This is a genomic window from Enterococcus sp. DIV0724b (assembly GCF_050531475.1).
Classification (GTDB): domain Bacteria; phylum Bacillota; class Bacilli; order Lactobacillales; family Enterococcaceae; genus Enterococcus_L; species Enterococcus_L haemoperoxidus.
In genome coordinates this window covers 876,328-900,898 of record NZ_CP172890.1, presented here as the reverse complement: position 1 = coordinate 900,898, position 24,571 = coordinate 876,328, and the positions used below count along the sequence as shown (strand labels likewise).

Sequence of the window (24,571 nt, the reverse complement as noted above, 5' to 3'; positions counted from 1 at the left end):
AAAGGAGCAAATCAGTTATGTTTCTATCTATAGAAGAATTAGTGCAACAAGCCGCAGATTTTCCATCAGTTGCTGAATTAATGATCGCAACTGAGATAGAAAATCACGGTCATAGCCGCGAACGGATCATCGAAACAATGGAACGTAATCTTGCGGTCATGAAGCAATCGATCGAAGAAGGGGTCGATGGTGTGACCTCTGTCACAGGAATTACTGGCGGTGATGCTACTCGACTAGATGAATATATCAAAAATGGAAACTTTTTAAGTGGAGAAACAATTTTAACAGCGGTTAGAAATGCAGTGGCCGTCAATGAAGTCAATGCCAATATGGGCTTGATCTGTGCCACGCCGACTGCTGGAAGTGCTGGTGTAGTGCCAGGTGTTTTGATGGCAGCAATTGAAAAATTACAGCTCACACATGAACAGCAATTAGATTTTCTTTTTACTGCTGGTGCTTTTGGACTAGTGATTGCCAACAACTCATCGATCAGCGGTGCTGAAGGCGGTTGTCAGGCAGAAGTTGGTTCTGCTAGTGCGATGGCGAGTGCCGCTTTAGTTTGTGCTGCTGGTGGCTCAGCTGATCAAGCCGCACAAGCGATTGCAATTACTTTAAAAAATATGATGGGATTGATTTGTGATCCTGTAGCGGGTCTAGTGGAAGTCCCTTGTGTAAAACGTAATGCATTGGGCTCTTCGCAAGCTTTTATTTCAGCTGATATGGCTTTAGCCGGTATTCGTAGTGTGATTCCACCAGATGAAGTCGTGGCTGCAATGTATCAAGTTGGTCGTCAAATGCCGCAAATCTTTAAAGAAACGGCTGAGGGTGGTTTGGCTGTTACACCAACTGCGCAACGATTGGCAAAGGAAATTTTAGAAAATCAAACAGAAAACCCAACTAAATAATAACGAAAAGGAGTAGTCAAAATGAGTTGATTTTGACTACTCCTTTTCGTTTAATCCATTTTCGGTTGCAATAACGTAGTAACCCCAATACGGTTATAGATATTGATTGTTCCAATAAGAATAAGTAATGCACCAATTTCTTTTTCACTGTAATGCTTCTGCAATTCTTGATACGTTTCATCACTGACCCCACCTTGATGAATCAGTGTAACTTCTTTCGTAAATGCAAGCACCGCACGCTCTTCTGCTGTATAAAATGATGCTTCTTCCCATGCAATCAATCCGAGGATTCTTTGCAACTTTTCTCCTTACTATTTTCTCCTCATTTCTGCTAGTCAATTCCTTAACATATACAACTAGATATTATTATAATTCTTATTAACAATTGAGACAATCCAGATTTATTTCTATGCTTTTTTAGTCAAAAAAACTGTTCTCTCCATTAAATTGAATGAAGAAAACAGTGTACAGTTTTATAAAATTAGAATGCTGCAATTTCTGTTAATGTCGGCATGCCGGTTTGTGCACCTAATTTAGTTACAGAAAGTGTCGCACCTTTTCCAGAAATCTCAACTGACTCTGAAACAGTCATTCCTTTTGCTAAACACGCTGCCAAAATCCCATTAAATGTATCACCCGCACCTGTTGTATCAACAACAGTTACTTTTTCAGCCGGAATCGTAATGACATTATTCTCAGCGGTATAAGAGATTCCGTCCCCTCCACGCGTTACAATCAATTGTGTGTCATTTGTTTTTGACCAGTCCAGCATTTCCTTTTCAAATTGCATAGTATCTGTGATCGAGTGACCCAATAACCCTTCAAATTCCGTTTCATTTGGTGTAATGATATCCACAAACGGCAACATGTCGATGACGCTCTCGTTATAAGGAGCTGGATTTAAAATCGTTATTGCGCCTTTATCTTTTGCTAGTGCTAACCCTTTTTTTACAGTTTCGATTGGAATTTCTAGCTGAGTCAATAACACATCTTCAGCCTTAATTTTTTCGTTTAATTCCTCATTGATATCTCCCAACAACATATTTGCACCCGGCAATACAACGATTGCATTGTCTTCTTGTAGTTTAAAAATAGAGGCTACACCTGTAAAAATATTTTTTTCAGATGTGACTGCACTGACATCTACCTTTTCTTTTTCCAGATGTTTATAAACTTTTGAACCAAATGTATCATCACCAATTTTCCCAATCAAAGCCACATCGACTCCGATACGAGCAGCAGCAACTGCTTGATTGGCTCCTTTTCCGCCAACATAATAGTTGATACTGTCTCCCAAAAGGGTCTCTCCCACTTTAGGTAGTCGATCTGTTTCCATGACCATATCCATATTGATACTTCCTAAAACTGTTACTTTATTCATCGCGGACTCTCCTTATTTATATTTTCTTCAAATACTTATAGAAAGAACCCAGATGCTCTCTTTCAATTTCAGTATACTCTGAAATCTTTTCAAAACCGTGCTTTTTAAAAAAATGCTGCATTTTGAGATTGGAGTGATTTGTACTTGAATAAATATGTTTCCCATTTTTTTCTTTTATATTATTTATTATATCATTCAGTAAGTTTGATGCATAACCTTTAGACAAATAATTTGGATTTGTTGCAATTCGTCTTAAAATATAACTCTCCTGATTCATAACTTCTATGGTCGCCACCGCAACTATGATACAGTTATCAACTAATTTATATAAGTGCTGATCATAGATATCGTGTTGAATGGTTTGTTCATTAGGATAAGTACTCGTCCATTGATACACACTCGTTTGATACATATAGCTTTTTGCCGCTTCAAATAAATCGTTGATTTCTTTATAGTCTTTTGAATCAGCCAACATTATTTTCATTTATACTCATCTCCGAAAATACTGACCCTCACCTTGTTAATAGGGCAACAGAAGAATAGATAATACAACCACACAAATAATCCCTATGATTGTCGGCACACTTGTCCGCTTCAAAATACGAACTGGACTTACACCTACTGTTGACGCTACGATCATTACAACTGCTGCAACAGGTGAAATTGTTCTCGCTAAATTTGCGATCATTTGCATTGGTAATGCGATCAAAATACCATCGATACCAGCTTTTGCTGCAATATCAGGGATCAATTCGATCACCGCATAAAACATTGCTAAGCCACCACCACTTAAAATCCCAAAGACTGTTGTTGCTCCACTAAAAATCAGGGTTGTCACAAGGCCTGCAGAAGCTGAAGATTCTACAGAGGACATGATATTATCAATGATTCCTAGCGATTGGATAGCTGTTGTAAACAATGAACCACCCACAACTAGCATAACCACTTGGCTAAATCCTTGTCCCATGCCTCTGAACATTTCAGCTGCTGAATCTTGAATTTTTTTATATGATTTATGTCTGATCGTTTCAAAAGCGACAGCAACAAAAAATGAAATAAAGGTCAAAACAAAAATATCCATTTGGATTCCTTTAACAAACATCCCAGTAATTCCAACAATTAAAATCAACATTAATGGTAACAATGGCAACAGCGCATAAATTTTGGGCGTATCTGATTCTTCTTGTTTAGTTAATCCATCCTCTTCGATCGTGACAAAAGCTTGGTCACCTTCTTTTTTGTCACAATATTTTTGCCAGAAATAATGAGCGACTGCCATGATTAATAATGTTGGAATTGAAATTTTCGCATTCCAAGCTACATAGGTTAACAAATCATAACCTAACGTTTCAGCAGCAATCACATTATCCGCTCCAAGTGGTGTCGGCATGATCGTTGCAGTCATTGCGATGACTCCAGCAGCAGTCAATGAAGAAATTCCCATACTAGACAGCATTGGATATAAAATCGCCATCAAAATAATCGCTAAACTAGACGCACTTGGAACTACTAAAGACATTAAATTTCCTACTAAGAATACAAGTGGTACAAACAAAGCTTTTGATTTAATTTTTTGTAGTGGTTTTACCAGAATATTGACCGCTACCTGATTGGCACCGATTACATTCATATACCCAGAGTAGCCAAATAAAATCATGATCACGATCCCTGCTGAACTAACTTGAGCGATGATCGTATCTTTAAATTTCAAAAAGACATCAAAAAAGGCTAAACCTGTACCTTCTCCTGCTGGATAAAGAGGATGACCTAGCAAGACTGCAAATAGTAACAAAATCAGCGCCCCGCTAATCAAACTTAGAGCAGGATGGTAATTTTTAATAATCAAATAAGCAACAAGAGCTAAAACAACTAACACTAACAATGACTCAATCATAGTATGACTCCTTTTTTAATTTATTTTTTCTAAATTTGAGACAACCCATTTTTGGAATGCTGGAACATCGATATCTAAACAAACAATCGCATTCGTCGTATCATGATATTTCATTTTTAGATCAGCAACTGTAGCACCTGCTGCTGGACCATCTAAAGCGATTTCAATAAACGTTTCTTGAACTGTGAATAATTCTGAGTCAGTTAAATAGGCGATGGCACATACATCATGCATTTTTAAGCCCGTCTGTAAACTGCCCCCACGATAATGTTGAAATAATGAATAAAACATATTCCCGACTTTCCCGAATTCTTTGATTTTTTCTGTTTCATTTTTAGTCAATACTGCTGTACTAGTCACATCTAAGCCAACCATCACGATTGGAACACCTGATTGAAAAACGATTTGAGCAGCATGTGGATCGACATACGTGTTAAATTCTGCACTTGTATTCGTGTTTCCCCTTGATAAAGAGCCGCCCATCATAACGATTTCTTTAATATTTTGCTTTGTTTCTGGATACATACTGAAAAGTAATGCGATATTCGTTAATGCTGCTATTGGTACTAACGTGATTGGATCTGCGCTTTCAAGAATGCAGTCTTTCATTGCTTCAACAGCATGGACATCAAGTGTTTTAGTTGTAGCTTCCGGAAAATCATACCCATCCATACCGCTTTCTCCATGAATCTCTGCTGAATCTTCAAGCTGGATCAGCAAAGGAGTGTCGCAACCTTTAGCAACAGGTACTTGTTTACCAAAAAATGACACTAGTTTCAACGTATTCTCAGTCGTTTTGTTTACGTTTACATTTCCTGCAACAGTTGTTAATAACTTAACGTCTAATTCGGGGTGATTAAGGGCGATCGATAAAGCTACTGCGTCGTCAATTCCTGGGTCTGTGTCAATGATGATAGGTCTTTTCTTTTTTGCCATAAATGCTTCCTCCTTCTTAGGTTAAGCGCATTACCTAAATGGTATAAAAAAATACCTTTTCAATAATTAAAAAAGTATTTTTCAGATTAACCGCTTAATCTATCTGCTTATTATGATAGCGTTTTATTTCTGGTTAGTCAATAACTATTTTATTTTTTTAACACTTTCACCTTTAAATAGGTTGGGTTTCAAAATAATCGATTCCGTTTTTGGATTTTCCTTGGTAAGTATATTCTTCAATAATGTAACAGCCTGTTCTGTTAAAGATGAGATATTTTGCTCTACTGTAGCTAATGAAATCCCAAGAATATCTGCCATTTCTAAACGGTCATACCCAATAATCGAAAGATCTTCTGGAATCGACTTCCCACTACTCAAAGCTTGTTTTAATACACCAAAAGCAACCATATCATTGGATGTGAGTACAGCCGTTACATCTGTAAGCGCAAAAAGTGCCTTTGCTTTTTCTATACCGTAGTTAAAGCGATAACCCGTTTCAATGATGTAGTCTTCTCTTATCTTTACACCATAGCTTTCTAATGCTTGTTTATAGCCATTGATTCGATCAAGTGTACTTGGGACTTTAAAATCACCTGTCATAAAAGCAATATTTCGATGGCCATTTTCCAAAAGATATTCTGTTGAAAGTTTGCCACCAGCTTGGCTATCAAAATAGACTTGATTAACCCCTGCAAATGAAACCTGTCTATCAACTAAAACAAACGGTGCATCGATTTCTTTCAAGAAAAATTCTTGTTCTTCTTTAAATGAAAAAGATTCATTTGATAAAGCAATGATCAATCCGTCAACACCACGATTCAACAACATTTGAATCAGATTTTTTTCTACAGTAAAATCATCATTTGAATTAACGATGATGGTTAAGTAGCCCAATACTCTAAAACGTTCTTCTAATTGTTTGCAAAGCTTTGAAAAAAACGGATTTTCAATATCTGGAATCACGACACCAATAGTTTGTGAGGCTTTTTTGGCGAGGCTTTGCGCTGCAATATTTGGAACATAATTCAATTCTTTTGCGATTGTTTTTATTTCTTGCTTCTTTTTTTCAGAGATTCTAGAAGGTTTATCATTTAATACTAAAGAAACCGCAGCTTCAGATACGTTGGCCATTTTTGCAATGTCTTTCATTCTGATTTTCATGGCTTTCTCCTTTATCAATACACATGTTTTAGTCGTTTATTTCCATAAAAAATTTGCAACAAGTTGATCTACTTCTGTATTTTCGTGCAGTTGGCTGTGTTGTGCTGATTTTCCGTAAAATATTTTTTCTTGTACTACGTTACCACGTGTTTTAAACAATGACACAACGCTTAGTGCATCTGCAACTGGAACAGCTTCATCACTTAAACTACCATCCTCTACATCTCCTGCAACAATCATGACTTTCATGTCTTTAGACACATTTTCGATTCCATTGACATAGTCAGTATAGCGTTCACTTTGAACGATAGGACCTTTATTGATGACATCATCGATCGTCTCTCCATTAGATAATTCTACAAAATTATTAAAGGGTGCAGCGATACCAACAAATTTATTGATTTTGGGAAGGTTTGTATCATTACCAAATGTAGTTAAATAGCGTAAAGAGCTTGCTCCACCCATTGAATGACCTACCAAATTAACTTGCGTCACGTCATAATTATCTCGAATATATATCAAACAATTCTTGATCCACTCAGCTTGATTCCACTCATTGTTTTTATTATCTTCAAAAAGAACTTGGATACTTGGGTTGTTTTCTTTGCCCGTAAGTTTCCCTTTTGCTTGAACTTTTCCGTCAACACTAACAGTCAAAACGAGCTCTTTTTTAGTAAGATCATTTTTCTCCATCCTTTTGATCATGCGTCCGAAAGAATTATTACCACCACTATAACCGTGGATAAACAGTGTGGGAATCGATGATTTTTGAGTCGTTTCAGTAGCTTCTGAATTTTTATTTATTTGTTTATTTTCATTTTGGGATGATTTCTTACTCGTACAACCAGCAAAAATTAACAAGAGACAAACCATTATCAGCAAATAATATTTCTTATTTTTCATTTTCTCACCTTTTCAATCATCACTATAGTAAGAAGAGAGCAGGACAAAACTACGGTTAGTTTTGCTCCACTCTCTCGTTTCCCAACTTTATTGAATTGAATCTACTTGTTCAAAATCTAATTCTGTACTTGTTTCACGACCGAACATGTCGATATTAACTTTTAATTTTTGACGTTCTTCATCAACTTCTGTTACTTCACCTTCAAGACCAGAAAACGCACCTTCAATAATACGAACAGTATCGCCTAGTGCAACATCCAAATCAGATTGACGTGTGCTCATACCGATTGAACGCAAGATGTGATTGATTTCTTCTTGCAATAATGGCGCTGGTTTGCTTCCTGCACCATGTGATCCAACAAACCCAGTAACGCCTGGTGTATTACGCACTACATACCAAGAATCATCTGTCATCGTCATTTCCACTAACACATAACCAGGGAAAGTTTTATGAACGATTTCTTTTGACTTACCATTTTTTACTTCTGTTTCAGTTTCTTCTGGAACAACGACACGGAAAATGAAATCTCCCATGCCCATGCTTTGTGCACGTGATTCAATGTTCGCTTTTACTTTGTTTTCATAACCTGAGTATGTATGCAGTACATACCAATTTTTTTCAAATGATTCCATTTCTGATTCGGCTCCTTTAGGTTTATTAGTTGGTGAAACAATCATTAAGAGTAACAAGAATGCCTTGCACTCATTTTCTTTTTCTCATGTGAAAATAAAAAAACCTCAGTTCCCCGAAGTTTTTCCTCATGTGTTATTATAGCACTTCTCATAATGAAATACTAGTTTGAATTACTTAAGAATCCAGCCAAAAGCAGTTTGAATCACTGTATCCATTACAAAGAATAATGCTGCAAAAAGAATTGATGTTTCGATAACAACCAATGTGTCTTTGCGTAATTGTTTTTTAGATGGCCAAGAAACTTGTTTCATCTCATCTTTTACACTACGTAAAAATTTCATTTGAACTCCTCCTAAATCTATTTCGTCTCTTTATGTAACGTGTATTTTTGACAGTATTTACAGAATTTTTTGATTTCTAACCGTTCTCCACGCTTTCCTTCACTGACGGCTTTAGAATAGTTTCTGGAGCCACAATCTGAACAAGCAAGTGCTGATTTTTTTGTTGCCATTGTTCAACCTCCTCTATTCACAAATTTACTCAATAACATTATCATTATTTCACCAAAATGTCAATGGATACTCAATAAACTATGGTTTTCTTTCAAATTATGTTATCATTAGCTTGTTAGACGAATTTAACCTACGGGGGGTCAAGACATGTTATTAAAATCCGTTGTTATCAAAAAGAAAAATCTTACAACAGTCAATGAATCTTGTACTTTGGAAGAGGCTTTGACAATCCTTGAAGATTCAGGGTATCGTTGTGTACCGATCTTAGATGAATCGGAAAAGATCTTTAGAGGAAATATCTATAAAATGCACATCTACCGCCATAAAGCTAACGGTGGAGACATGAGTTTACCAGTTACTTATTTATTAAAAAATGCGACAAAATTTATTTTTTTGAACACTTCATTTTTCAAGGTTTTCTTTACGATCAAAGAATTACCTTACATTGCTGTGTTGGATGAGAATAACTATTTTTATGGTATTTTAACACATAGCACGTTATTGAATATCCTTGCTCAATCTTGGAATATTCAAAGAGGTAGTTATGTTTTGACAATTGCTACGACAGGTAAACAAGGAGATTTAGCTGCTATGACGAAGATCATTGCGAAACACAGCAGCATTGCCAGCTGTATTACATTGGATATCGGTGAAGATGAATTTATCCGCCGTACTTTGATTACTTTACCTGCTGAAACAACAGAAGAAACTTGTGCAGTTATCGTTGAGAATTTAGAGCGTAAAAATCTTAAAGTAGTTGAGATCGAAGATTTACAAGCAAATGCTGAATAAAATGCTAAAGAAAAGAAGCCTTTCAGTTGGAAGGCTTTTTTTATCTTTACTGTAGAAAATTTATTTATACTCAGTACTTTCTATGCTGCAATTTACTTTACATGAGAAAGGTAGGTCTCTTATGAAATTATCTGTTTATGTTGCAAGTGCATTTAGTAAGGATCATACAGGCGGAAATAAAGCAGGAGTCGTATTATTTGAAGATACATTGACCACTACTCAAAAAATGTCAATCGCCAAGCAACTAGGCTATGCCGAAACTGCATTTATATCAGAATCTGACATTGCTGATTATAAATTCGAGTATTTTACACCAAAAGAAGAAGTTGATTTATGTGGTCATGCTACAATTGGCTCTTTTTCAATACTGATGCATTTAAATAAACTTTTCAAAAATTGTTATACGATTGAAACAAACAGCGGTGTTCTTGCAATTACCATAAAAGATGACACTATATTCATGGAGCAAAACAAACCGATATTCTATGATGTTATATCACCAACTGAGTTCATCGATTGTTTTGCTAGTAAATCTATAGACAGCAAGTCTCCAATTCAAATTGTCTCAACAGGTCTAAAAGATATTTTAGTCCCCATAAAAAGTGAAACACAATTACATGCTCTGGAACCTAATTTTGATAAAATTAAAGAAATCAGCAAGTATTATAATGTTGTCGGGATGCATCTATATACATTTAATGACGATCGAATAATATGCAGAAATTTTGCTCCACTATACGAGATCAATGAAGAAGCAGCAACTGGGACTTCAAACGGCGCGTTAGCTTGCTACCTTTATGAACAGCACTCATTGCAAAAAGATGTCTATGTATTTGAACAAGGTTACTCTTTATACTCGCCTTCTGAAATATTAGTTAAATTAGTAACCAATAACAAGAATGGAATAGAAAAAGTTTATGTTGGTGGCAAAGGGTATTATTGTGAAACGAAGTGTTTAAATATAGAAGATCGTGAATAGACAAAGAAACCTAGACGTAAAAAGAAGCCTTCCAATAGAAAGGCTTCTTTTTTAACGTTCTTCACCAATAATACGTACTTCTGTCTCCAATACAACATCAAATTTTTCTTTGATCACTTGTTGGATATGGGCAATCAATTCGACATAATCTGTCGCTGTCGCATGATCGATATTCACGATAAAGCCAGCATGTTTTTCTGAAATTTGAGCGCCGCCCCATTTCAGACCTTGCAATCCAGCGTCTTGAATCAATTTCCCAGTGAAATGTCCTTCTGGTCGTTTAAAGACGCTACCACAAGATGGATATTCTAATGGTTGTTTCGACTCTCTAAGCTCAGTCAATTCAGCCATCTGACTCTTGATTACGCTATTTTCTCCTTCTTCTAAAGAAAAAGTCGCTTCTAACACAATACAATGCATGTCTTGAATCGCACTGTGACGATAAGAAAATGCCATTTCTTCATTTGTAAATGTTTTGATCGTTCCGTCTTCCAATAAAACATCAACACTTGCGAAAACATCTTTGATTTCTCCGCCATAAGCACCTGCATTCATATAAACAGCTCCGCCTATACTACCTGGAATACCGCAAGCAAATTCAAAACCAGTCAAATCATGCTCTAAAGCAACGTAGGTTGTATCAATCAATTTTGCTCCTGCCTCAACAACAATTTGATTTTTAGAAACAGAGATTTGTTTCATATGCTCCAACATGATTACCATTCCACGAATACCGCCATCTCGAACAATCAAGTTGCTAGCATTGCCTAAAACAAGCCAAGGGATTTCATGACTTCTGCAGTATTCGACCAGAGCAATTATTTCCATTTTTGTTTTTGGAAAAGCTAAGACATCTACAGGCCCACCAGTTTTAGTAAAGGTAAAATTCATCAAAGGTTCATCAAATAGTAAGGTTATATCTGTTAATTCATTCATCATTTCAATTTTATTCATCGAAAGTCGTTCCTTTCTTTCAAACATCCTACTTATTCTAGCATGTCAAAGACAAACTTTCTAGTCTGACTCTATAAAATATGTTCTTGATGCTTGCGTATCATTTGGGCACATAGCTCATGACTAGTGAAGACTTTTTCTTGTTTTAACCGCGATCCCTCATTTGTTTGAACCGCTTTGATAAATTCCTCCACCATTTGCTGGAAACCGCGTTTTTCTAGTGTTGTTGCCCAATCACCAAAGTTTTTTTGTTGCGTTCCTAGTTGATTTTTGATTGTTAAATCTGTCAAGTTTTCTAATACTAACGTTACTTCTGGACTTGTCAGTTGGTAGGTTTCAGTATTTGCCCCAGCATAAAGATTCATTGAAGCAATTGCTGTTGTGGTTGCTGTTTCTACATGGAGTATGGCTCTTTTTAATAGATTATTTTCCTCGATGATTTTAGTTTGGACATGTCGAATCTCATCATCAAGTAGATAAACAAGTATATCAGCTACATGTAAAAATAAATCATAAATCACAAAATTAGCTGTGGATTCTGACGCTATTCGATTTTTTTGGATCAGCAGCATATTTTTATTTTCAACTGCTTTTAATTCCTCGACCAATGGCGCAAAACGACGATTAAAACCTACCATTAAAAGAAGATTTTTTTCTGCTGCTAAGGTTTGGATTTCTTTGACCTCTGCTAAATTTTCACTTAATGGTTTGTCGACGAAAACGTGAATACCAGCTTCTAGTAGTTGTTTTACTAGTTGACCATGAACTTTGGTTGCCGCATGGACGAAACAGGCTGACACTTTAGCTTCAATCAACTCTTCTGTTGAAGCAACCATCTCGTTGAAGCCGTATTTTTCACTGATTTCTTTACGGGTTTCTTCATTTCTGGTGGATAATATAAAAGTTGCTTGGTCTCTTAGTTGAGAGTACACGGGTAGATACGCTTTTTGCGCGATATTTCCTAAGCCAATAATTCCGATTTTCATGAAAATCCTCCTAGTTCAACACATTATTTTTTATTAGAATGTTTGATCAACTGTTTTCTTTTTAGTTAAGTCAGCAATTATCTTTTTGGCTACAAATAATATAGTTGCTACCGCTAAAATGATCGGGCTTAGATTCAGTGGGAAAAACAATATCATAAACAGTCCAACTGGAAACGGTGCTTTTATGATTGCTATAGCGATGCTCGTACTTACGATAGCAACAATCAATAAGCGATCTGTTTGAGGAAATAATTGCGATACAGCAAATCCTTGAATGATCGCAGAAAATACAATCGGGAAAATATCCCCACCAATCCAACCTGTATTAAGACATATTTGCAAGAACAATAACTTAAGCAATGCAATCATTGTCAATACTAAAAACGAGGCGTGACTTCCAACAAATGGCGCAAGTGATAATGATAGTTGTCCTGAAAAAAGTAAATTAGGTAGAAAAATACCTATTAAAAAAATTGCTACAGACCCTATCAATGCTTTACGAATTGGGAACTCTTGCCAAAAATCTAAACGTTTCTTTAAAAAATTAGTAATGAGATGATAACCTTTTCCAAATAATACACCAAACATAATCAATGGCAATCCTAGCCACAACTCTCTCCATATCCAATTAGATTCGCCCATTTTTGAAACAAAAGAAGGTTGTCCTGTCATTTTCATCAAGAGAAAAAAAGTGGCTAAACCATTGATAATAAATAATAGATAAAAAAACTTTTTTTTCGATTTTTGTCGCTCTTTTACAGCCCTTTTTTCATCATAGGTCAATAAATATTTTTGAGGATTCAACAAATGTGCTACTCTTTTTTGCACAGACAGGCCTTTCAACTCGCTGTAATTAAAGTAATAATAACGCAGCTTATCTGCTTGCCAGACTGAAAAATAAATAACTGCACTTAATAATCCCGCTTCTGGTCCCACACCTGCACCAAAAATCAATACAATAAGCGCAATCCATAAGCTACGGAAAACACTACTGTAATTTAGTGTTTTCGTTTGCTTTAATTCTGTCACTGAATCATGAACTGTATGAGGTAAATTTCCCCATCTCGTTCGATAAAAACCTAGTAGAATACCACCTATTACAGTAATCCCCAGTATATATAACACTCGGAAACGATTGTCAGGTGAAACTAAATTCCAAAGCAATTCAGATCCTATTCCTTCTAATCTTAGAAAGATAAAGGATATAACACTAATAATACTACTTAGTACAATCCCATAAATCAATAAACCAATCTCTTTTGCGTTCAATTTGATAGATCCTTTCAGGTCAGAAAAATTAAAATACTTTTTCACATCTTTCTCTATAACTCTATCACAATTCTAATTACCTGAATACAAAAATGCTACTCATTGTTTTGAATCAGTATGCTGACAAAGAATACCAAAATCTAGATTATATATGTTAAACTATTCTAAAGTCTTGCTTGCAAGAATCAATAGCTATTGCCAAATTTGAAGGAGGTCCTCAAGGTGAAATGTATTTCATGGAATGTCAACGGCTTACGTGCTGTTGTTAAAAAGAATTTTATGGATGTTTTTAACGAATTAGATGCAGATTTTTTCTGCTTACAGGAAACAAAATTGCAAGAAGGTCAAATTGATTTAGAGCTACCTGGGTACCATCAATACTGGAATTATGCTGAGAAAAAAGGCTACTCTGGTACTGCGATTTTTGCTAAAGAAGAAGCGCTAAGCGTTCGATACGGCATGGATCTTGAAGAACATGATCAAGAAGGTCGCTTGATTACATTAGAATATGCTAACTTCTTTATGGTCACTTGTTATACTCCCAATTCACAAAATGAATTGAAACGTTTAGACTATCGTATGACTTGGGAAGATGCTTTTCGTTCGTATTTAAATGAATTGAGTAAAGAAAAACCAGTGATTTTATGTGGTGACTTGAATGTAGCCCATCAAAATATTGATTTGAAAAACTGGAAAACCAATCAAAAAAATGCTGGTTTTACACCAGAAGAACGTGAGAAGTTTACAGAATTATTGGATAGTGGCTTTATTGATACTTACCGTTATTTCTATCCTGACCAAGAAGGCGTTTATTCTTGGTGGAGTTATCGCTTTAATGCTCGGAAAAATAATGCTGGATGGAGAATCGATTACTTTGTCGTTTCTGATGGATTGAAAGAAGCTTTGACTAGTGCGAAGATCCACACTGAAATTACTGGTAGCGATCATTGTCCAGTTGAAGTTGATTTAACAATTGCTTAACGAGAGAGTCTTTCTCTCGTTTTTTATTTAGTTTCTGTTAATATTTTTCAATTAGACTTACTTTGCGTCACTCATTTTGTTATACTACATGTATGAATTAATTTTGAACCGAAAGGGATAATGAACATGAATTTTTATTCCATAGACTTTGAAACAGCTAGTTATGCTAAGCATAGTGCCTGTTCTGTCGCACTAGTAAAAGTAGAAAATAATAAAATCGTTGATGAATACTATTCCTTGATTAAACCAGAAACAGATTTTTTCTGGAAAAATATCCAAATCCATGGTATCAAACCGGAAGATGTTGCGGATGCACCGAAGTTTCCTGACGTTTGGAATCAAATCCAAAATTGCTTTAAACCGAATAGTTTAGTGGTCGCTCATAATGCCCCGTTTGATTGTGGAGTTTTAGCTGGTTGTTTAGATTATTATGGTATTGACCAACCGAATTATCTTTCATTGTGCACAGTGAAAACTAGTCGTAAGTTATTTCCAGAATTACCAAATCACAAGTTAAATACGATTTGTGAGAATCTAGATATTCAATTGAATAATCACCATGATGCGTTGGAGGATAGCCGAGCCTGCGCCGAAATTTTGTTGTATCAAGAGAAGCATTTTGGTGTGGAGCCTTTGAAAAAACTTGTCACGATAAAATAAATAAAAGCCGAATCAAGAACAACTCGTTCATTTGATTCGGCTTTTTGTTTATTTTTCTAAAATCTCAATGATTTCGTCCATGTTTTTAGAACCAAAAATAATGTCTTTATCATCAATGATCATCGCAGGGACACTCATGATTTTCTTTTCTGTTTTCAACTCTGGGAAAACACCGATATCGATCATTTCCGCTTCAACATTGTGATTGATCGAAGCAATTCTCTGACAAGCTGCTACAACATCTGGGCAGTAATGACAAGTCAATGAAACAAAAATCTGTACTTTCTTTTTAGGTAATTCTTTGATTTTATTGACCACAGGCTCTTCTATTGGCTGTCCAGCACTTCCTACATTATAGACAGCTAAAACAATTGAGTTCACTTCATGCCCACTTGGAATACCACTAAATTTGATTCCGGTATATTCACCTTGATCATTTAAAACAACAACACTTGGTAATTTATCAATACCATATTTCGCTTCTATATCAGAATCAGCACCTTTTTGAACAGTTTCCAGCAAGATTTTGTCGCTTAATGAGGCAAATTCTGTTAGGAAAGAATTCAATTCAAGTGATTTATCTTCGCTGCTATCCATCACTTGTAATAAAGTTACATTTTTCGTTAATTTACCAAAAATACCGCCCAATTGTTCTCTCATTGCATCCGGGAACCATGTGTTATTTCCACTTGTCGCCTTAGTTGGTTTCTTCTCTGCTTTTGGTTGAGTTTCTTTATTTTCAGCATGTTGCTTCGCTAAACGTTTTTCCATGCGTTCATTGACAATTGGCAAACCAGCTTTTGTTTTTTCTTCTGTGATATATTTTTGTGCATTTGTTGCAGCGATTGCGCCATCTGCAACAGCGGTAACGATTTGACGTAATTCTTTGATACGTAAATCTCCAGCTGCATAAACACCTGGTACATTGGTTTCCATATTTTCATTTGTCGGTACATAGCCGCGGTCTAATTCGACTTTCCCTTCAAAAATCTCTGTACTTGGTTTGTTCCCTGCAAAAACAAACATACCAAACGTGCTGTCTGCTGGTGCTTCATATGTTGTTTCTTCACCAGTTTCATTATTAACAAAAACAGCTTTACGAACAAAGTCATCTCCAGTAATTTCTTTGACTTCTGTATTGTAAACAATTTTGATATCTGGATGTTGTTTAGCTGCTTCTGCTGTTAATTTCGCACAAGTAAAATCAGGCTCACGAATGATCATTGTGACTGATTTACCATAACGAGTTAAATAGACTGCTTCTTCCGCTGCTGCATATCCGCCGCCAAGTACAAAAATATCTAATCCTTGGAAAAATTCACCATCACATGTTGAACAATAGGCAATACCGCGTCCTGTAAATTCAACTTCACCTGGGAAACCAATTTTACGTGCTGAAGCGCCTGTTGCGATAATTACAGCATACGCTTGATAGGTTTTAGTCGCGGACTTGACTGTTTTAACTGTTTGGCTTAGATCAACATCGATGATTTCATCTGTTGTAAATTCAACACCAAAATCAAGGGCTTGTAAACGCATGTCTTCCATCAACTCAGGACCAGTTGTTGCTCTAATCGCTGGGTAATTCACGATTTCAGATGTTGTCGTTACTTGTCCGCCAATCTTGTCTTTTTCAATGATCAATGTATCTAACATCGCACGACCTGCATAAATCCCTGCTGATAAAGCAGCAGATCCGCCGCCGATTACGATTAAATCATAAATTTCTTGACTCATGTATGTTCTCCTTTTTGTCGATTTCATTATTTTGCTCTATAAATTTTAAGAAAGACTTCCTAGAAAGGAAGTCTTAAGGTCATCTATTTGATCGTTTAGATTTTACCAACTAAGTCTAAACTTGGTGCGATTGTTTCTTCGCCTGGTTTCCAATTTGCTGGACAAACTTTATCGCCATGTTTTGCTACAAATTGAGATGCTTCTAATTTACGAACTAGCTCATCCGCATTACGGCCAATACCCATATCATTGATTTCGTATGATTTGATTTCGCCTTCTGGGCTAACGATAAATGTACCACGGTAAGCTTGACCTAGATCTTCGTTTAAAACACCGAAGAAACGAGCAATTTTACCATTTGGGTCAGCTAACATTGGGTATTTGATTTTACCGATCGTATCTGTCGCATCAGCCCATGCTTTATGAACAAAGTGGCTATCTTCTGATACTGAGTATACTTCACAATTCAACTCTTTTAAGTGATCATAATGATCTTGCATGTCCCCTAATTCCGTTGGACAAACAAATGAAAAGTCTGCTGGATAGAAGAAGAAAATACTCCATTTACCTAATACATCTGCTGTTGATACTTTGATAAAATCTCCATCTTGGTAAGCGTCACATTCAAAGTCTAATAGTTTTGTGTTGATTAAATTCATATACATATTCCTCCTAAAATTTAAAAGCGTAACGGGTTGATTTAGTCACAATTGAAAACAGGAAAATATGAATGTGATGCTTTCTATTCTCAATCATATTTTAGCTTTTTTCCATGAAACTAGCCCGTGAAGCTAGGTATTTTTCTACACTCTTAGCGTATCAATTTAAAATTATTATGTCAATAGAATTATTATAGTTTAGTTATTTTATTTTTGCTATTTTCGTCTTTTCTTTGAGAAAATAGCTCTTTCATTCTCAATAAGATGAAAAAACAACGTTTATTGTTTGTCTGATCATATTTACACAATAAAATAAAAATAGAACAAAGGCAAGCACCTCTATCCTATTTCATCTTCACTTTATTCTACCAAAAAAAATCTTTCACTAATTGAACGACTCTCTGATTTTCAACTAACTCACTGTGACTGGTATTTTCTCCTTTAATCAATATTTCTTGATACTCGGCTACCTGATCCTGAAAAATATACCTTCCTGAAAAAACGCTTTGTACAGGAACGGTATTGTCAGATGCAGTATCATTAACTTCTCCAGCAATATTTAACATCTTGATCGTATCAGGGATGTTTTCTAAATTCGTTAAATAGCCTTTTAGCAGATCACTAGTTTCTTTTAGTTGTGTAAAGGAAGTCACAGCGTCATTATATTTTTTTAACGTATCATTATATGGTGTCCCAAGTGTTATCAGTTTGGCTAATTTAGGATCGTCAGATTGCTGAAATTCTTCCAGATAAGAAGTGATCACTAATCCGCCATTGGAATGTCCCAGATAATTGTATGTTTCAAATGAATACTTTTCTTGTATATAACGCAATGCTAATTGATACCATTTACCTTGAACAGATAATGTTTTGTTACTACTGTCTTCAAAAGCAATCACTATCATAGGGTGTTTTGTTGAACTCGTTAGTTTGCCCTTAGATGAAACAGTTCCATCCGTTGCCACAGTAACTTTTAGCACATCCGCTTTTAGATCTAATGTTTTGATTAAGCCATTGAATCGATTTACGGTTCCATTAGTCCCTGGAACAAAAATCGTTGGGATTTGAATTGCCACAGGTTCACTCGTTGGCGTAAATTTTTCGGCAAATGCAGTTATGCCTTTTTGAAGTAAAAGAAAGAGCATTAGAACAACACCTACAATCAAAAGTATTTTTGGAACCTTTCTTTTTATGTTTTTAGTATTATTCATGACGTTTCCCTCCTCTTATAGAGAAAGTGTACGCCTTGAAACTTAAACGAAGGTTAAACACAATCGAAAGAAGGAAACTAAGCTTAAGAGATTAAAAATGATTCATCCATATTCTTGTCTTTGTTAAAATGTTTTCCATGAACATCAATTGCTGCATGCCATTCTTTACATAAATCATGCGGGATCGTTTCGGCCAAGTGAATAAAGTCTTTCCGCATTTCTTCGTACGTCTTATAGGGACCAAAACCCAAACGATTAAACAAACGAATGGCATATTGATCCGCGATAAAAACATTTCGTTCAAAAATATAAAGGAGCATCGCATCTGCTGTTTCTGAGCCAACACCTTTGATCGTTAACAGCTCTTTTCTTAACGCTTCAGTAGAGTAAGCACGAAATTTATCAAAATCACTATCATGGGAAATAAACCAACTGATCAATGCTTTGATATAGTTACTTTTTTGAGTGAAAAATCCTGCTGGACGGATCAGTTCTTGAAGTGTTTCTAATTCCATTTCATGAAGACTTTCTACTGTTAGATAAGGTTCCAAATTAGCCAATGCTTTATGCGCATTTTTTTCAGTCGTCTGCTGGATCAAGATCATCGAAACCCAATCAGAAATCCGATTTTCATCTTCCCACCAATATTGAAAACCGTAATGTGCGACCAAATTATTTAACACTTGAAGCTTTTCTTTATCTGATTTCAACTTTATCTACTCCTTTATCGTCACATAAAAAAACTCAGATCAAAATAATTAAATCCTGACCCAAGTTGTCTATTCGTTATTCAGTTAGTTCTCTTTCTTTTGTGATCATGATCACGCCATCACCTAACGGCAATAATGTTGAGGTCAAATCTGGATGGGTCATAACTGTCTCTAAAAATTGATTCAATTTTCTATGAATCGTTCTTTGGCTACGTGGAATTTCTTCGATTGGGTCTAAAATCGTGCCTGCTTGGAAAACGTCATCCACCATCAACACACCGCCAACGCGTAATAAGCGTAAGCATTCTGGTAAAAATTCGATATATTTAGATTTTGCACTGTCCATAAAAATAAAGTCATAAGGACCACTTAGTGTCGGCAAAATTTCCGCCGCTTGTCCTTCTAATAAAGTTACTTTGTCCGTTAGACCTAAACGTTCATAGGTTACTTTCGCTTTTCTGATCATTACATCAAATCGATCGATCGTCGTAACATGTCCGTCTTCCCCGACACATTGCGCCATAAGGCTAGAAGAAAAGCCGATTGCTGTCCCTATTTCTAAAATGTTCTTGGGTTTGATTTGATCTAAGAAAAATTGTAAGAACACTACTGTTTCATGGGGAATGATTGGTACTCCCGCTTCGTGAGCTTCTTCTTCGATTACGCCAAGTTCACCTTGGATTTTTTTTTGTTTATTTCGCATAAATTCAACAAGTTCTGGTTTCACAACTGGTCGATGCATCATTTCGTTGCGCACGTTATTCATCCTTCCAAAAGTCAATCATTTCTAGTTTTCACTACTAGTAATATAGCAGAAATCATTTTCGGTTAATAGCCTTTTTTAGCTGTTTTGAGAAAATAGTTTCGTTCATGTCTTTTAACAACGATGCATTCTTTTTAATCTACTACGATTTTACTAGACTTAAACTAAAAACAATCATGAAACATTTAAAGAGTATCCATTATCCTATAATGTTTTCAAATAGTTTTTTGCTTTTTGGTACAATTCAAGTTGCTGACTTTTCTTCACGAAGTTTCTCTTGTTAAAACATTGATAGTTGCTTTGCCTAACTGAATTTAAAATTCCTTTGTAAAAATAGATAGATAGTAATAGCGCTTCTTGACAATCTTTGTGGATAGCATCCAGCATTGTTTGGGCTTTTGAGTATAATTGCTCAGCTCTTGTTGCCTCGTATTCCCATAATTCTATAAAAGAATCATTGATGATGCCTTTTTCCAACGAATCAAGTGAAACATCAAATCTTTCCATGATTTCCTTTGGAAGATAGATTCTCTGATTATTGTAGTCTTCTCCGATATCTCTTAAGATATTCGTGATTTGCATGGCTTCACCTAATTGGATTGCTTGGCTTCTTATTTCATCAGGACGATCAGAAAGAATTGGCAACAACATCAATCCGACTGATCCTGCGACATAGTAAGAATATTCTTCTAATTCAGTCTGCGTTTCAGGTTGTTGAAACGTCCAATCCATCTCTTGCCCCAATAACATATCATAAAAAGACTGTTGATTCATTTCATAGGTTTCGAATACTGGCACTAAGGCTCTCCAAAAATAACGATCTGGAATTTTCCCCGCTAAAAAGTCATCTAATTCACGTTTTAATTTGTTTAAACGATCCACATCATGGTATACATCAATGCTATCATCTGCTTCACGACAAAAAGAATAAATAGCAAAAATACTTAGTGCTTTTTGCTTTGGAAGTTTAGAAAAGGCTTTATAAAAACTTTTTGAATGTTTGCGAATCGTTTCCTCACACAAAGCGAAATCTGATTCGTACATTGAAAATAGTTTCGTTACGTCATCTTTTCTTTTTATCATCTTTCAACAACTCCTCCGCAGCTAACTTAGCGCTTGTTAAAACAATCGGAACTCCCGCCCCTGGATGTGTACTACTACCGCAAAAATAAAGGTTATCTGCATAATCGAATTTATTATGAGGACGATAATAGTTACTTTGTTTTAAGGTCGGTTTCAGTCCGAACGTTGCACCATTATAAGCATTAAAATTTTGCTTGAACTCTTTAGGTGTATAGACAGATTCATAAACGATATGTTCTTCTATATCAGAGAAAATAGTTTCTTTTTTGACTAAATCGAGAACGTTTTGTCGAAATGCCTGCGTTGTTGATTCGTTCCAATCCACTCCTTGTGAGAGTTCAGGAACAGGCACCAAAATATAAACTCCTTCATGCCCTTCTGGCGCTAAACTTTCATCGATTGAAGACGGAACATAAATATAAAATGAAGGGTCATCTGGTAATTTTCCATCTTCAAAAATATCATTAATATTTTTTTCAAAATCTTCAGCAAATCGAATCGTATGAAGTGAATCCACTGGATATTTTTTATCCAGACCAAGATAAAGAATGAAACATGAACAGGAATAATCCAACTTATCAATTTTTTTATCGGTATATTTTCCTCTAGTCTTTTCATCTGGTAACAATGACTTCATTGCATAAGGAAAATCAGCATTACACACGACATAATCACTCGGGATAATGCCCTCTTCTGTCCTGATTCCTGTTGCTTGTTTATTTTCTATGATGATTTCTTTCACAGGTGTATTAAGGTGAATCGTACCACCAAGCTCTTCAAAAGCTTTGGCCATTCCTGTAGCCAAGGTATACATCCCACCTTCAATAAACCAGATGCCATAAATTAGTTCAATCATAGGAATAATTGTATAAAGAGAAGGACCATTATAAGGAGAAACCCCTATATAAAGAGTTTGGAAGGCTAATGCTTTCCGTAATCTTTCGTCTTTTACAAATTTTGAAATAGAACTATAGGCATCATTAAATGTGTGTAATCTAAACCCATCAATCAATGATCTCGGATTATAAAAATCCCAAAAAGAACGAAATGATTTCATAATGAAAGCCTTTTTCGCTATTTGATACCGTTTATAAATACTTGCTAAATATTCTAGATATCCTTGCATATCCTCTTCTGAAATACCTTCTAAAAGTGACGTTAAAGACACTAGATCGGAAGACATGTTCAACGTTTCTTCATTTGGAAAGTTCAAGGATAACATGGGATCAACTTTTTTCATCGGTATATATTGATCTGGGTCTTTCCCACATTGTTCAAAAACTTCACGATAAATTTCAGGCATCATTACGATGGTCGGACCTACGTCAAAGGTAAATCCTTGTTCTTTTATTTGGTACATTTTACCACCGACTTGTTCATTTTTCTCGTACAAATGAACATTATACCCTTCGTGTTGCAGACGAATAGCTGCTGCTAATCCTGCAGCTCCTGCACCAATTACTATAACTTTTTTCACTATTATACACCACCAACTCGTTTTTTTAAGTATATCCTTATCAATTGATAATGTAAATTATTTAGATTTTTTAGGAAAAAATCTAAATAAATGAGATAAAACGAAACATCCTATCCTAGTGCCTTATAATCTGAATGAATGAGGTAAAAATAGAAGCGCGCATTGCTTGTTTTTAAATAAAAACAAGCAATGCGCGCTTTTCACTATTCTTTCGTTTAATACAATAAGTTTACCAAGTCTTCTTTTTCAATGTTACCAAAATATTTTTTGATATCAATCTGATCAACTGCTGCTTCGATTGCTGATTTTTCATATTTTGTACCAGTTAAAATATCTTCTACATCTTTGATTTCACCGAGTCCAAAGAAATCGCCAAAGATTTTGATTTCTTTGATTTCTCCCTCTTCTACGTTCATTTGTGCATCAATAGAACCAATTGGAAAACGCTGATGACGCTCTAGATTGAAGGCTGGTGATTTGCCATAATTCCAATCCCAATTCCGATAATACTCGTCTGAAATTTTGTTGATTTTTTCCCAGTCTTCATCCGTTAATTCATACGTTTTTACTTGATCAACAGAGTCAACTCCGAAAATTTTCAATAAAATATCTTCACGAAATTCTTCTGTCGTCATATCTTGTTTGTCTGCTGGCAAGAATGGCTTGATATTGGTTACTCGTGAACGAACGGATTTAATGCCTTTTGACTCGATTTTATCTTTGCGAACTTTTAATGTATTCACAACTTCATCAATATCGCTATCAAACATCAACGTGCCATGAGCAAACATTCTTCCAGCAGTAGCATACATCGCATTCCCAGAAAATTTCATTCCATCAATGACTAAATCGTTTCGGCCTTTTAATTCGGCACCAGAAACCCCTAGCTCATGCAAAGCTTGAATGATTGGTTGTGTCACTTTTGCAAAATCACGGAAAGAATTACCATCATCAGGCATAATAAAGCTAAAATTCAAATTTCCATGATCGTGATAAACAGCACCACCGCCACTTAAACGACGAACGACATGAATGCCATGTTCATCTACATATTCTTTGTTGATTTCTTCGATTGTATTTTGATTACGACCAATAATAATTGAGGGGTCATTGATATAAAATAATAGAATGGGCTCATCTAGAGGTTTTTCTTTTAATAAATACGTCTCGATCGCTAAGTTGACTCTTGGGTCATTATTTTCATTTGGTACAAAAATCACAGTTCACCACTCCTTAAATTTCGATAACTAAATTTTTCTCTGCTAAACTAACGGATACTTGGTCGCCAGCGGCTTTTTTGGCTTGTCTCTTCAGTTCTTCTAGTGAGCCATGTTGTGGTAAATGGGTCAGAATCAGATTTTTAACTTGCGCTGCTTTTGCGATTTCCCCTGATTCTTTAGATGTAAAATGAGCATGGTGCTGCTCGTTTCCTTCAAATAGATACGTATCTGCTAAAAAGACATCAGCATCTTTCGCAAAATCGACAAAACTTTCCAAGTAGCCAGAATCACCGGTGAAAACAAATACTTTGCCTGTTTTTTCTTCTACAAAACGCATCGCATAACAGGGTACAGGATGGATCGTTTTCATAAATGTCACAAGAAAAGGACCTAGCTTTAATTCTTCTGCTTCAAAATAAGGAACGGCTACTGACACCCCAGGCATATTCAATGCTTCAAAGTGTACAGCATCGTCTGTATGACCATAAATCGGCAAAATAGGTGTTGGTTCCATCACTGGATATAATTGGCGATAATACTGTAGCACACCAAGATCTGCGATATGATCATAATGGTAATGAGACAAAATCACGGCATCTAATGTTAAGGGATCAAGATGCTCTTCTAAATTGACTAGGGTTGTACTTCCAGCATCTAGTAATAACTTAAAACCATCTGATTCTAGTAGATAAGAACTGGTTCCTTCTCCTTTATAAGGATAAGCACCTAAACAGCCTAAAACGGTTATTTTCAACTTCATCGAC

The 24,571-nt window shown here is 35.6% G+C and carries 27 protein-coding genes; 5 read left to right on the top strand and 22 right to left on the bottom strand.

The window, feature by feature from the left end:
* Positions 1-17: 17 nt before the first annotated feature.
* Positions 18-905: an L-serine ammonia-lyase, iron-sulfur-dependent, subunit alpha gene (gene sdaAA, locus IGJ02_RS04225; protein ID WP_010760574.1), complete on the top strand. Its 888-nt coding sequence runs from the start codon at positions 18-20 to the stop codon at positions 903-905.
* Between the two features lie 50 nt (positions 906-955).
* Here sdaAA and IGJ02_RS04220 read toward each other — a convergent pair whose 3' ends face one another.
* From IGJ02_RS04220 to rpmG, 10 genes are all read right to left on the bottom strand, one after another.
* Positions 956-1,204, bottom strand: a complete 249-nt coding sequence (locus IGJ02_RS04220; protein WP_010760573.1) for a carboxymuconolactone decarboxylase family protein — start codon at positions 1,202-1,204, stop codon at positions 956-958.
* 182 nt (positions 1,205-1,386) lie between these two features.
* Complete coding sequence (gene rbsK / locus IGJ02_RS04215; RefSeq protein ID WP_010760572.1) at positions 1,387-2,286, bottom strand: ribokinase; 900 nt, start codon at positions 2,284-2,286, stop codon at positions 1,387-1,389.
* Between the two features lie 16 nt (positions 2,287-2,302).
* Positions 2,303-2,770, bottom strand: a complete 468-nt coding sequence (locus tag IGJ02_RS04210) for a GNAT family N-acetyltransferase (protein ID WP_010760571.1) — start codon at positions 2,768-2,770, stop codon at positions 2,303-2,305.
* A 36-nt stretch (positions 2,771-2,806) separates the two neighbouring features.
* Positions 2,807-4,180: a C4-dicarboxylate transporter DcuC gene (gene dcuC / locus IGJ02_RS04205; RefSeq protein ID WP_010760570.1), complete on the bottom strand. Its 1,374-nt coding sequence runs from the start codon at positions 4,178-4,180 to the stop codon at positions 2,807-2,809.
* Positions 4,181-4,195: 15 nt separating this feature from the next.
* Positions 4,196-5,116, bottom strand: coding sequence for a ribonucleoside hydrolase RihC (gene rihC / locus IGJ02_RS04200; protein ID WP_430603413.1), 921 nt, complete (start codon positions 5,114-5,116; stop codon positions 4,196-4,198).
* A gap of 144 nt (positions 5,117-5,260) precedes the next feature.
* On the bottom strand, positions 5,261-6,277 hold the full coding sequence (locus IGJ02_RS04195; protein ID WP_430603412.1) for a LacI family DNA-binding transcriptional regulator: 1,017 nt from the start codon (positions 6,275-6,277) through the stop codon (positions 5,261-5,263).
* 36 nt (positions 6,278-6,313) lie between these two features.
* Positions 6,314-7,180, bottom strand: a complete 867-nt coding sequence (locus tag IGJ02_RS04190; protein WP_430603411.1) for an alpha/beta fold hydrolase — start codon at positions 7,178-7,180, stop codon at positions 6,314-6,316.
* Between the two features lie 87 nt (positions 7,181-7,267).
* The gene (nusG, locus tag IGJ02_RS04185) at positions 7,268-7,813 is read right to left on the bottom strand and encodes a transcription termination/antitermination protein NusG (RefSeq protein ID WP_010760566.1); all 546 of its coding nucleotides are present in this window, start codon (positions 7,811-7,813) and stop codon (positions 7,268-7,270) included.
* Between the two features lie 171 nt (positions 7,814-7,984).
* On the bottom strand, positions 7,985-8,155 hold the full coding sequence (gene secE, locus IGJ02_RS04180) for a preprotein translocase subunit SecE (protein WP_010760565.1): 171 nt from the start codon (positions 8,153-8,155) through the stop codon (positions 7,985-7,987).
* A gap of 17 nt (positions 8,156-8,172) precedes the next feature.
* Entirely contained in the window at positions 8,173-8,325 is a 153-nt protein-coding gene (rpmG, locus tag IGJ02_RS04175) for a 50S ribosomal protein L33 (RefSeq protein ID WP_010760564.1), read from the bottom strand.
* 148 nt (positions 8,326-8,473) lie between these two features.
* Here rpmG and cbpA point away from each other — a divergent pair, with 148 nt between their 5' ends.
* Positions 8,474-9,118 (top strand): cyclic di-AMP binding protein CbpA, encoded by a 645-nt coding sequence (gene cbpA / locus IGJ02_RS04170; RefSeq protein ID WP_010760563.1) that lies wholly within the window; start codon positions 8,474-8,476, stop codon positions 9,116-9,118.
* A gap of 121 nt (positions 9,119-9,239) precedes the next feature.
* Positions 9,240-10,097: a PhzF family phenazine biosynthesis protein gene (locus tag IGJ02_RS04165; RefSeq protein WP_430603410.1), complete on the top strand. Its 858-nt coding sequence runs from the start codon at positions 9,240-9,242 to the stop codon at positions 10,095-10,097.
* Positions 10,098-10,148: 51 nt separating this feature from the next.
* Here IGJ02_RS04165 and murB read toward each other — a convergent pair whose 3' ends face one another.
* From murB to IGJ02_RS04150, 3 genes are all read right to left on the bottom strand, one after another.
* Positions 10,149-11,051, bottom strand: coding sequence for a UDP-N-acetylmuramate dehydrogenase (gene murB / locus IGJ02_RS04160; protein ID WP_430603409.1), 903 nt, complete (start codon positions 11,049-11,051; stop codon positions 10,149-10,151).
* Between the two features lie 71 nt (positions 11,052-11,122).
* Complete coding sequence (locus IGJ02_RS04155) at positions 11,123-12,037, bottom strand: Gfo/Idh/MocA family protein (protein WP_430603408.1); 915 nt, start codon at positions 12,035-12,037, stop codon at positions 11,123-11,125.
* 33 nt (positions 12,038-12,070) lie between these two features.
* The gene (locus IGJ02_RS04150; protein WP_430603407.1) at positions 12,071-13,306 is read right to left on the bottom strand and encodes a chloride channel protein; all 1,236 of its coding nucleotides are present in this window, start codon (positions 13,304-13,306) and stop codon (positions 12,071-12,073) included.
* 222 nt (positions 13,307-13,528) lie between these two features.
* On the opposite strand from IGJ02_RS04150, the gene IGJ02_RS04145 reads away from it, so the two are divergent.
* Together IGJ02_RS04145 and IGJ02_RS04140 are read left to right on the top strand one after the other, a co-directional pair.
* Positions 13,529-14,287, top strand: a complete 759-nt coding sequence (locus IGJ02_RS04145; protein ID WP_010760558.1) for an exodeoxyribonuclease III — start codon at positions 13,529-13,531, stop codon at positions 14,285-14,287.
* A gap of 126 nt (positions 14,288-14,413) precedes the next feature.
* Entirely contained in the window at positions 14,414-14,947 is a 534-nt protein-coding gene (locus IGJ02_RS04140) for a 3'-5' exonuclease (RefSeq protein ID WP_010760557.1), read from the top strand.
* 48 nt (positions 14,948-14,995) lie between these two features.
* On the opposite strand, the gene IGJ02_RS04135 is transcribed toward IGJ02_RS04140, so the two are convergent.
* The 9 genes from IGJ02_RS04135 to IGJ02_RS04095 all read right to left on the bottom strand — a co-directional run bounded on the left by IGJ02_RS04135 (position 14,996) and on the right by IGJ02_RS04095 (position 24,561).
* On the bottom strand, positions 14,996-16,684 hold the full coding sequence (locus IGJ02_RS04135) for an FAD-dependent oxidoreductase (RefSeq protein WP_430603406.1): 1,689 nt from the start codon (positions 16,682-16,684) through the stop codon (positions 14,996-14,998).
* A gap of 95 nt (positions 16,685-16,779) precedes the next feature.
* Positions 16,780-17,343, bottom strand: coding sequence for an alkyl hydroperoxide reductase subunit C (gene ahpC, locus IGJ02_RS04130; RefSeq protein WP_010760552.1), 564 nt, complete (start codon positions 17,341-17,343; stop codon positions 16,780-16,782).
* Between the two features lie 365 nt (positions 17,344-17,708).
* The gene (locus IGJ02_RS04125; RefSeq protein WP_010760551.1) at positions 17,709-18,554 is read right to left on the bottom strand and encodes an alpha/beta hydrolase; all 846 of its coding nucleotides are present in this window, start codon (positions 18,552-18,554) and stop codon (positions 17,709-17,711) included.
* Between the two features lie 83 nt (positions 18,555-18,637).
* On the bottom strand, positions 18,638-19,264 hold the full coding sequence (locus tag IGJ02_RS04120) for an endonuclease III domain-containing protein (protein WP_430603405.1): 627 nt from the start codon (positions 19,262-19,264) through the stop codon (positions 18,638-18,640).
* A gap of 76 nt (positions 19,265-19,340) precedes the next feature.
* Positions 19,341-20,021, bottom strand: coding sequence for an O-methyltransferase (locus IGJ02_RS04115; protein WP_206838233.1), 681 nt, complete (start codon positions 20,019-20,021; stop codon positions 19,341-19,343).
* A 210-nt stretch (positions 20,022-20,231) separates the two neighbouring features.
* On the bottom strand, positions 20,232-21,110 hold the full coding sequence (locus IGJ02_RS04110) for a phytoene/squalene synthase family protein (RefSeq protein WP_430603404.1): 879 nt from the start codon (positions 21,108-21,110) through the stop codon (positions 20,232-20,234).
* Positions 21,091-22,587 carry a phytoene desaturase family protein gene (locus IGJ02_RS04105; protein ID WP_069640969.1) on the bottom strand — a complete coding sequence of 499 codons (1,497 nt, stop codon included), beginning with the start codon at positions 22,585-22,587 and terminating at the stop codon, positions 21,091-21,093. The genes IGJ02_RS04110 and IGJ02_RS04105 overlap by 20 nt, the downstream gene beginning before the upstream one ends.
* Positions 22,588-22,802: 215 nt before the next feature.
* Positions 22,803-23,807: a lipoate--protein ligase gene (locus tag IGJ02_RS04100; RefSeq protein WP_430603403.1), complete on the bottom strand. Its 1,005-nt coding sequence runs from the start codon at positions 23,805-23,807 to the stop codon at positions 22,803-22,805.
* Between the two features lie 13 nt (positions 23,808-23,820).
* Positions 23,821-24,561 (bottom strand): MBL fold metallo-hydrolase, encoded by a 741-nt coding sequence (locus tag IGJ02_RS04095; protein WP_034683318.1) that lies wholly within the window; start codon positions 24,559-24,561, stop codon positions 23,821-23,823.
* Positions 24,562-24,571 lie beyond the last annotated feature (10 nt).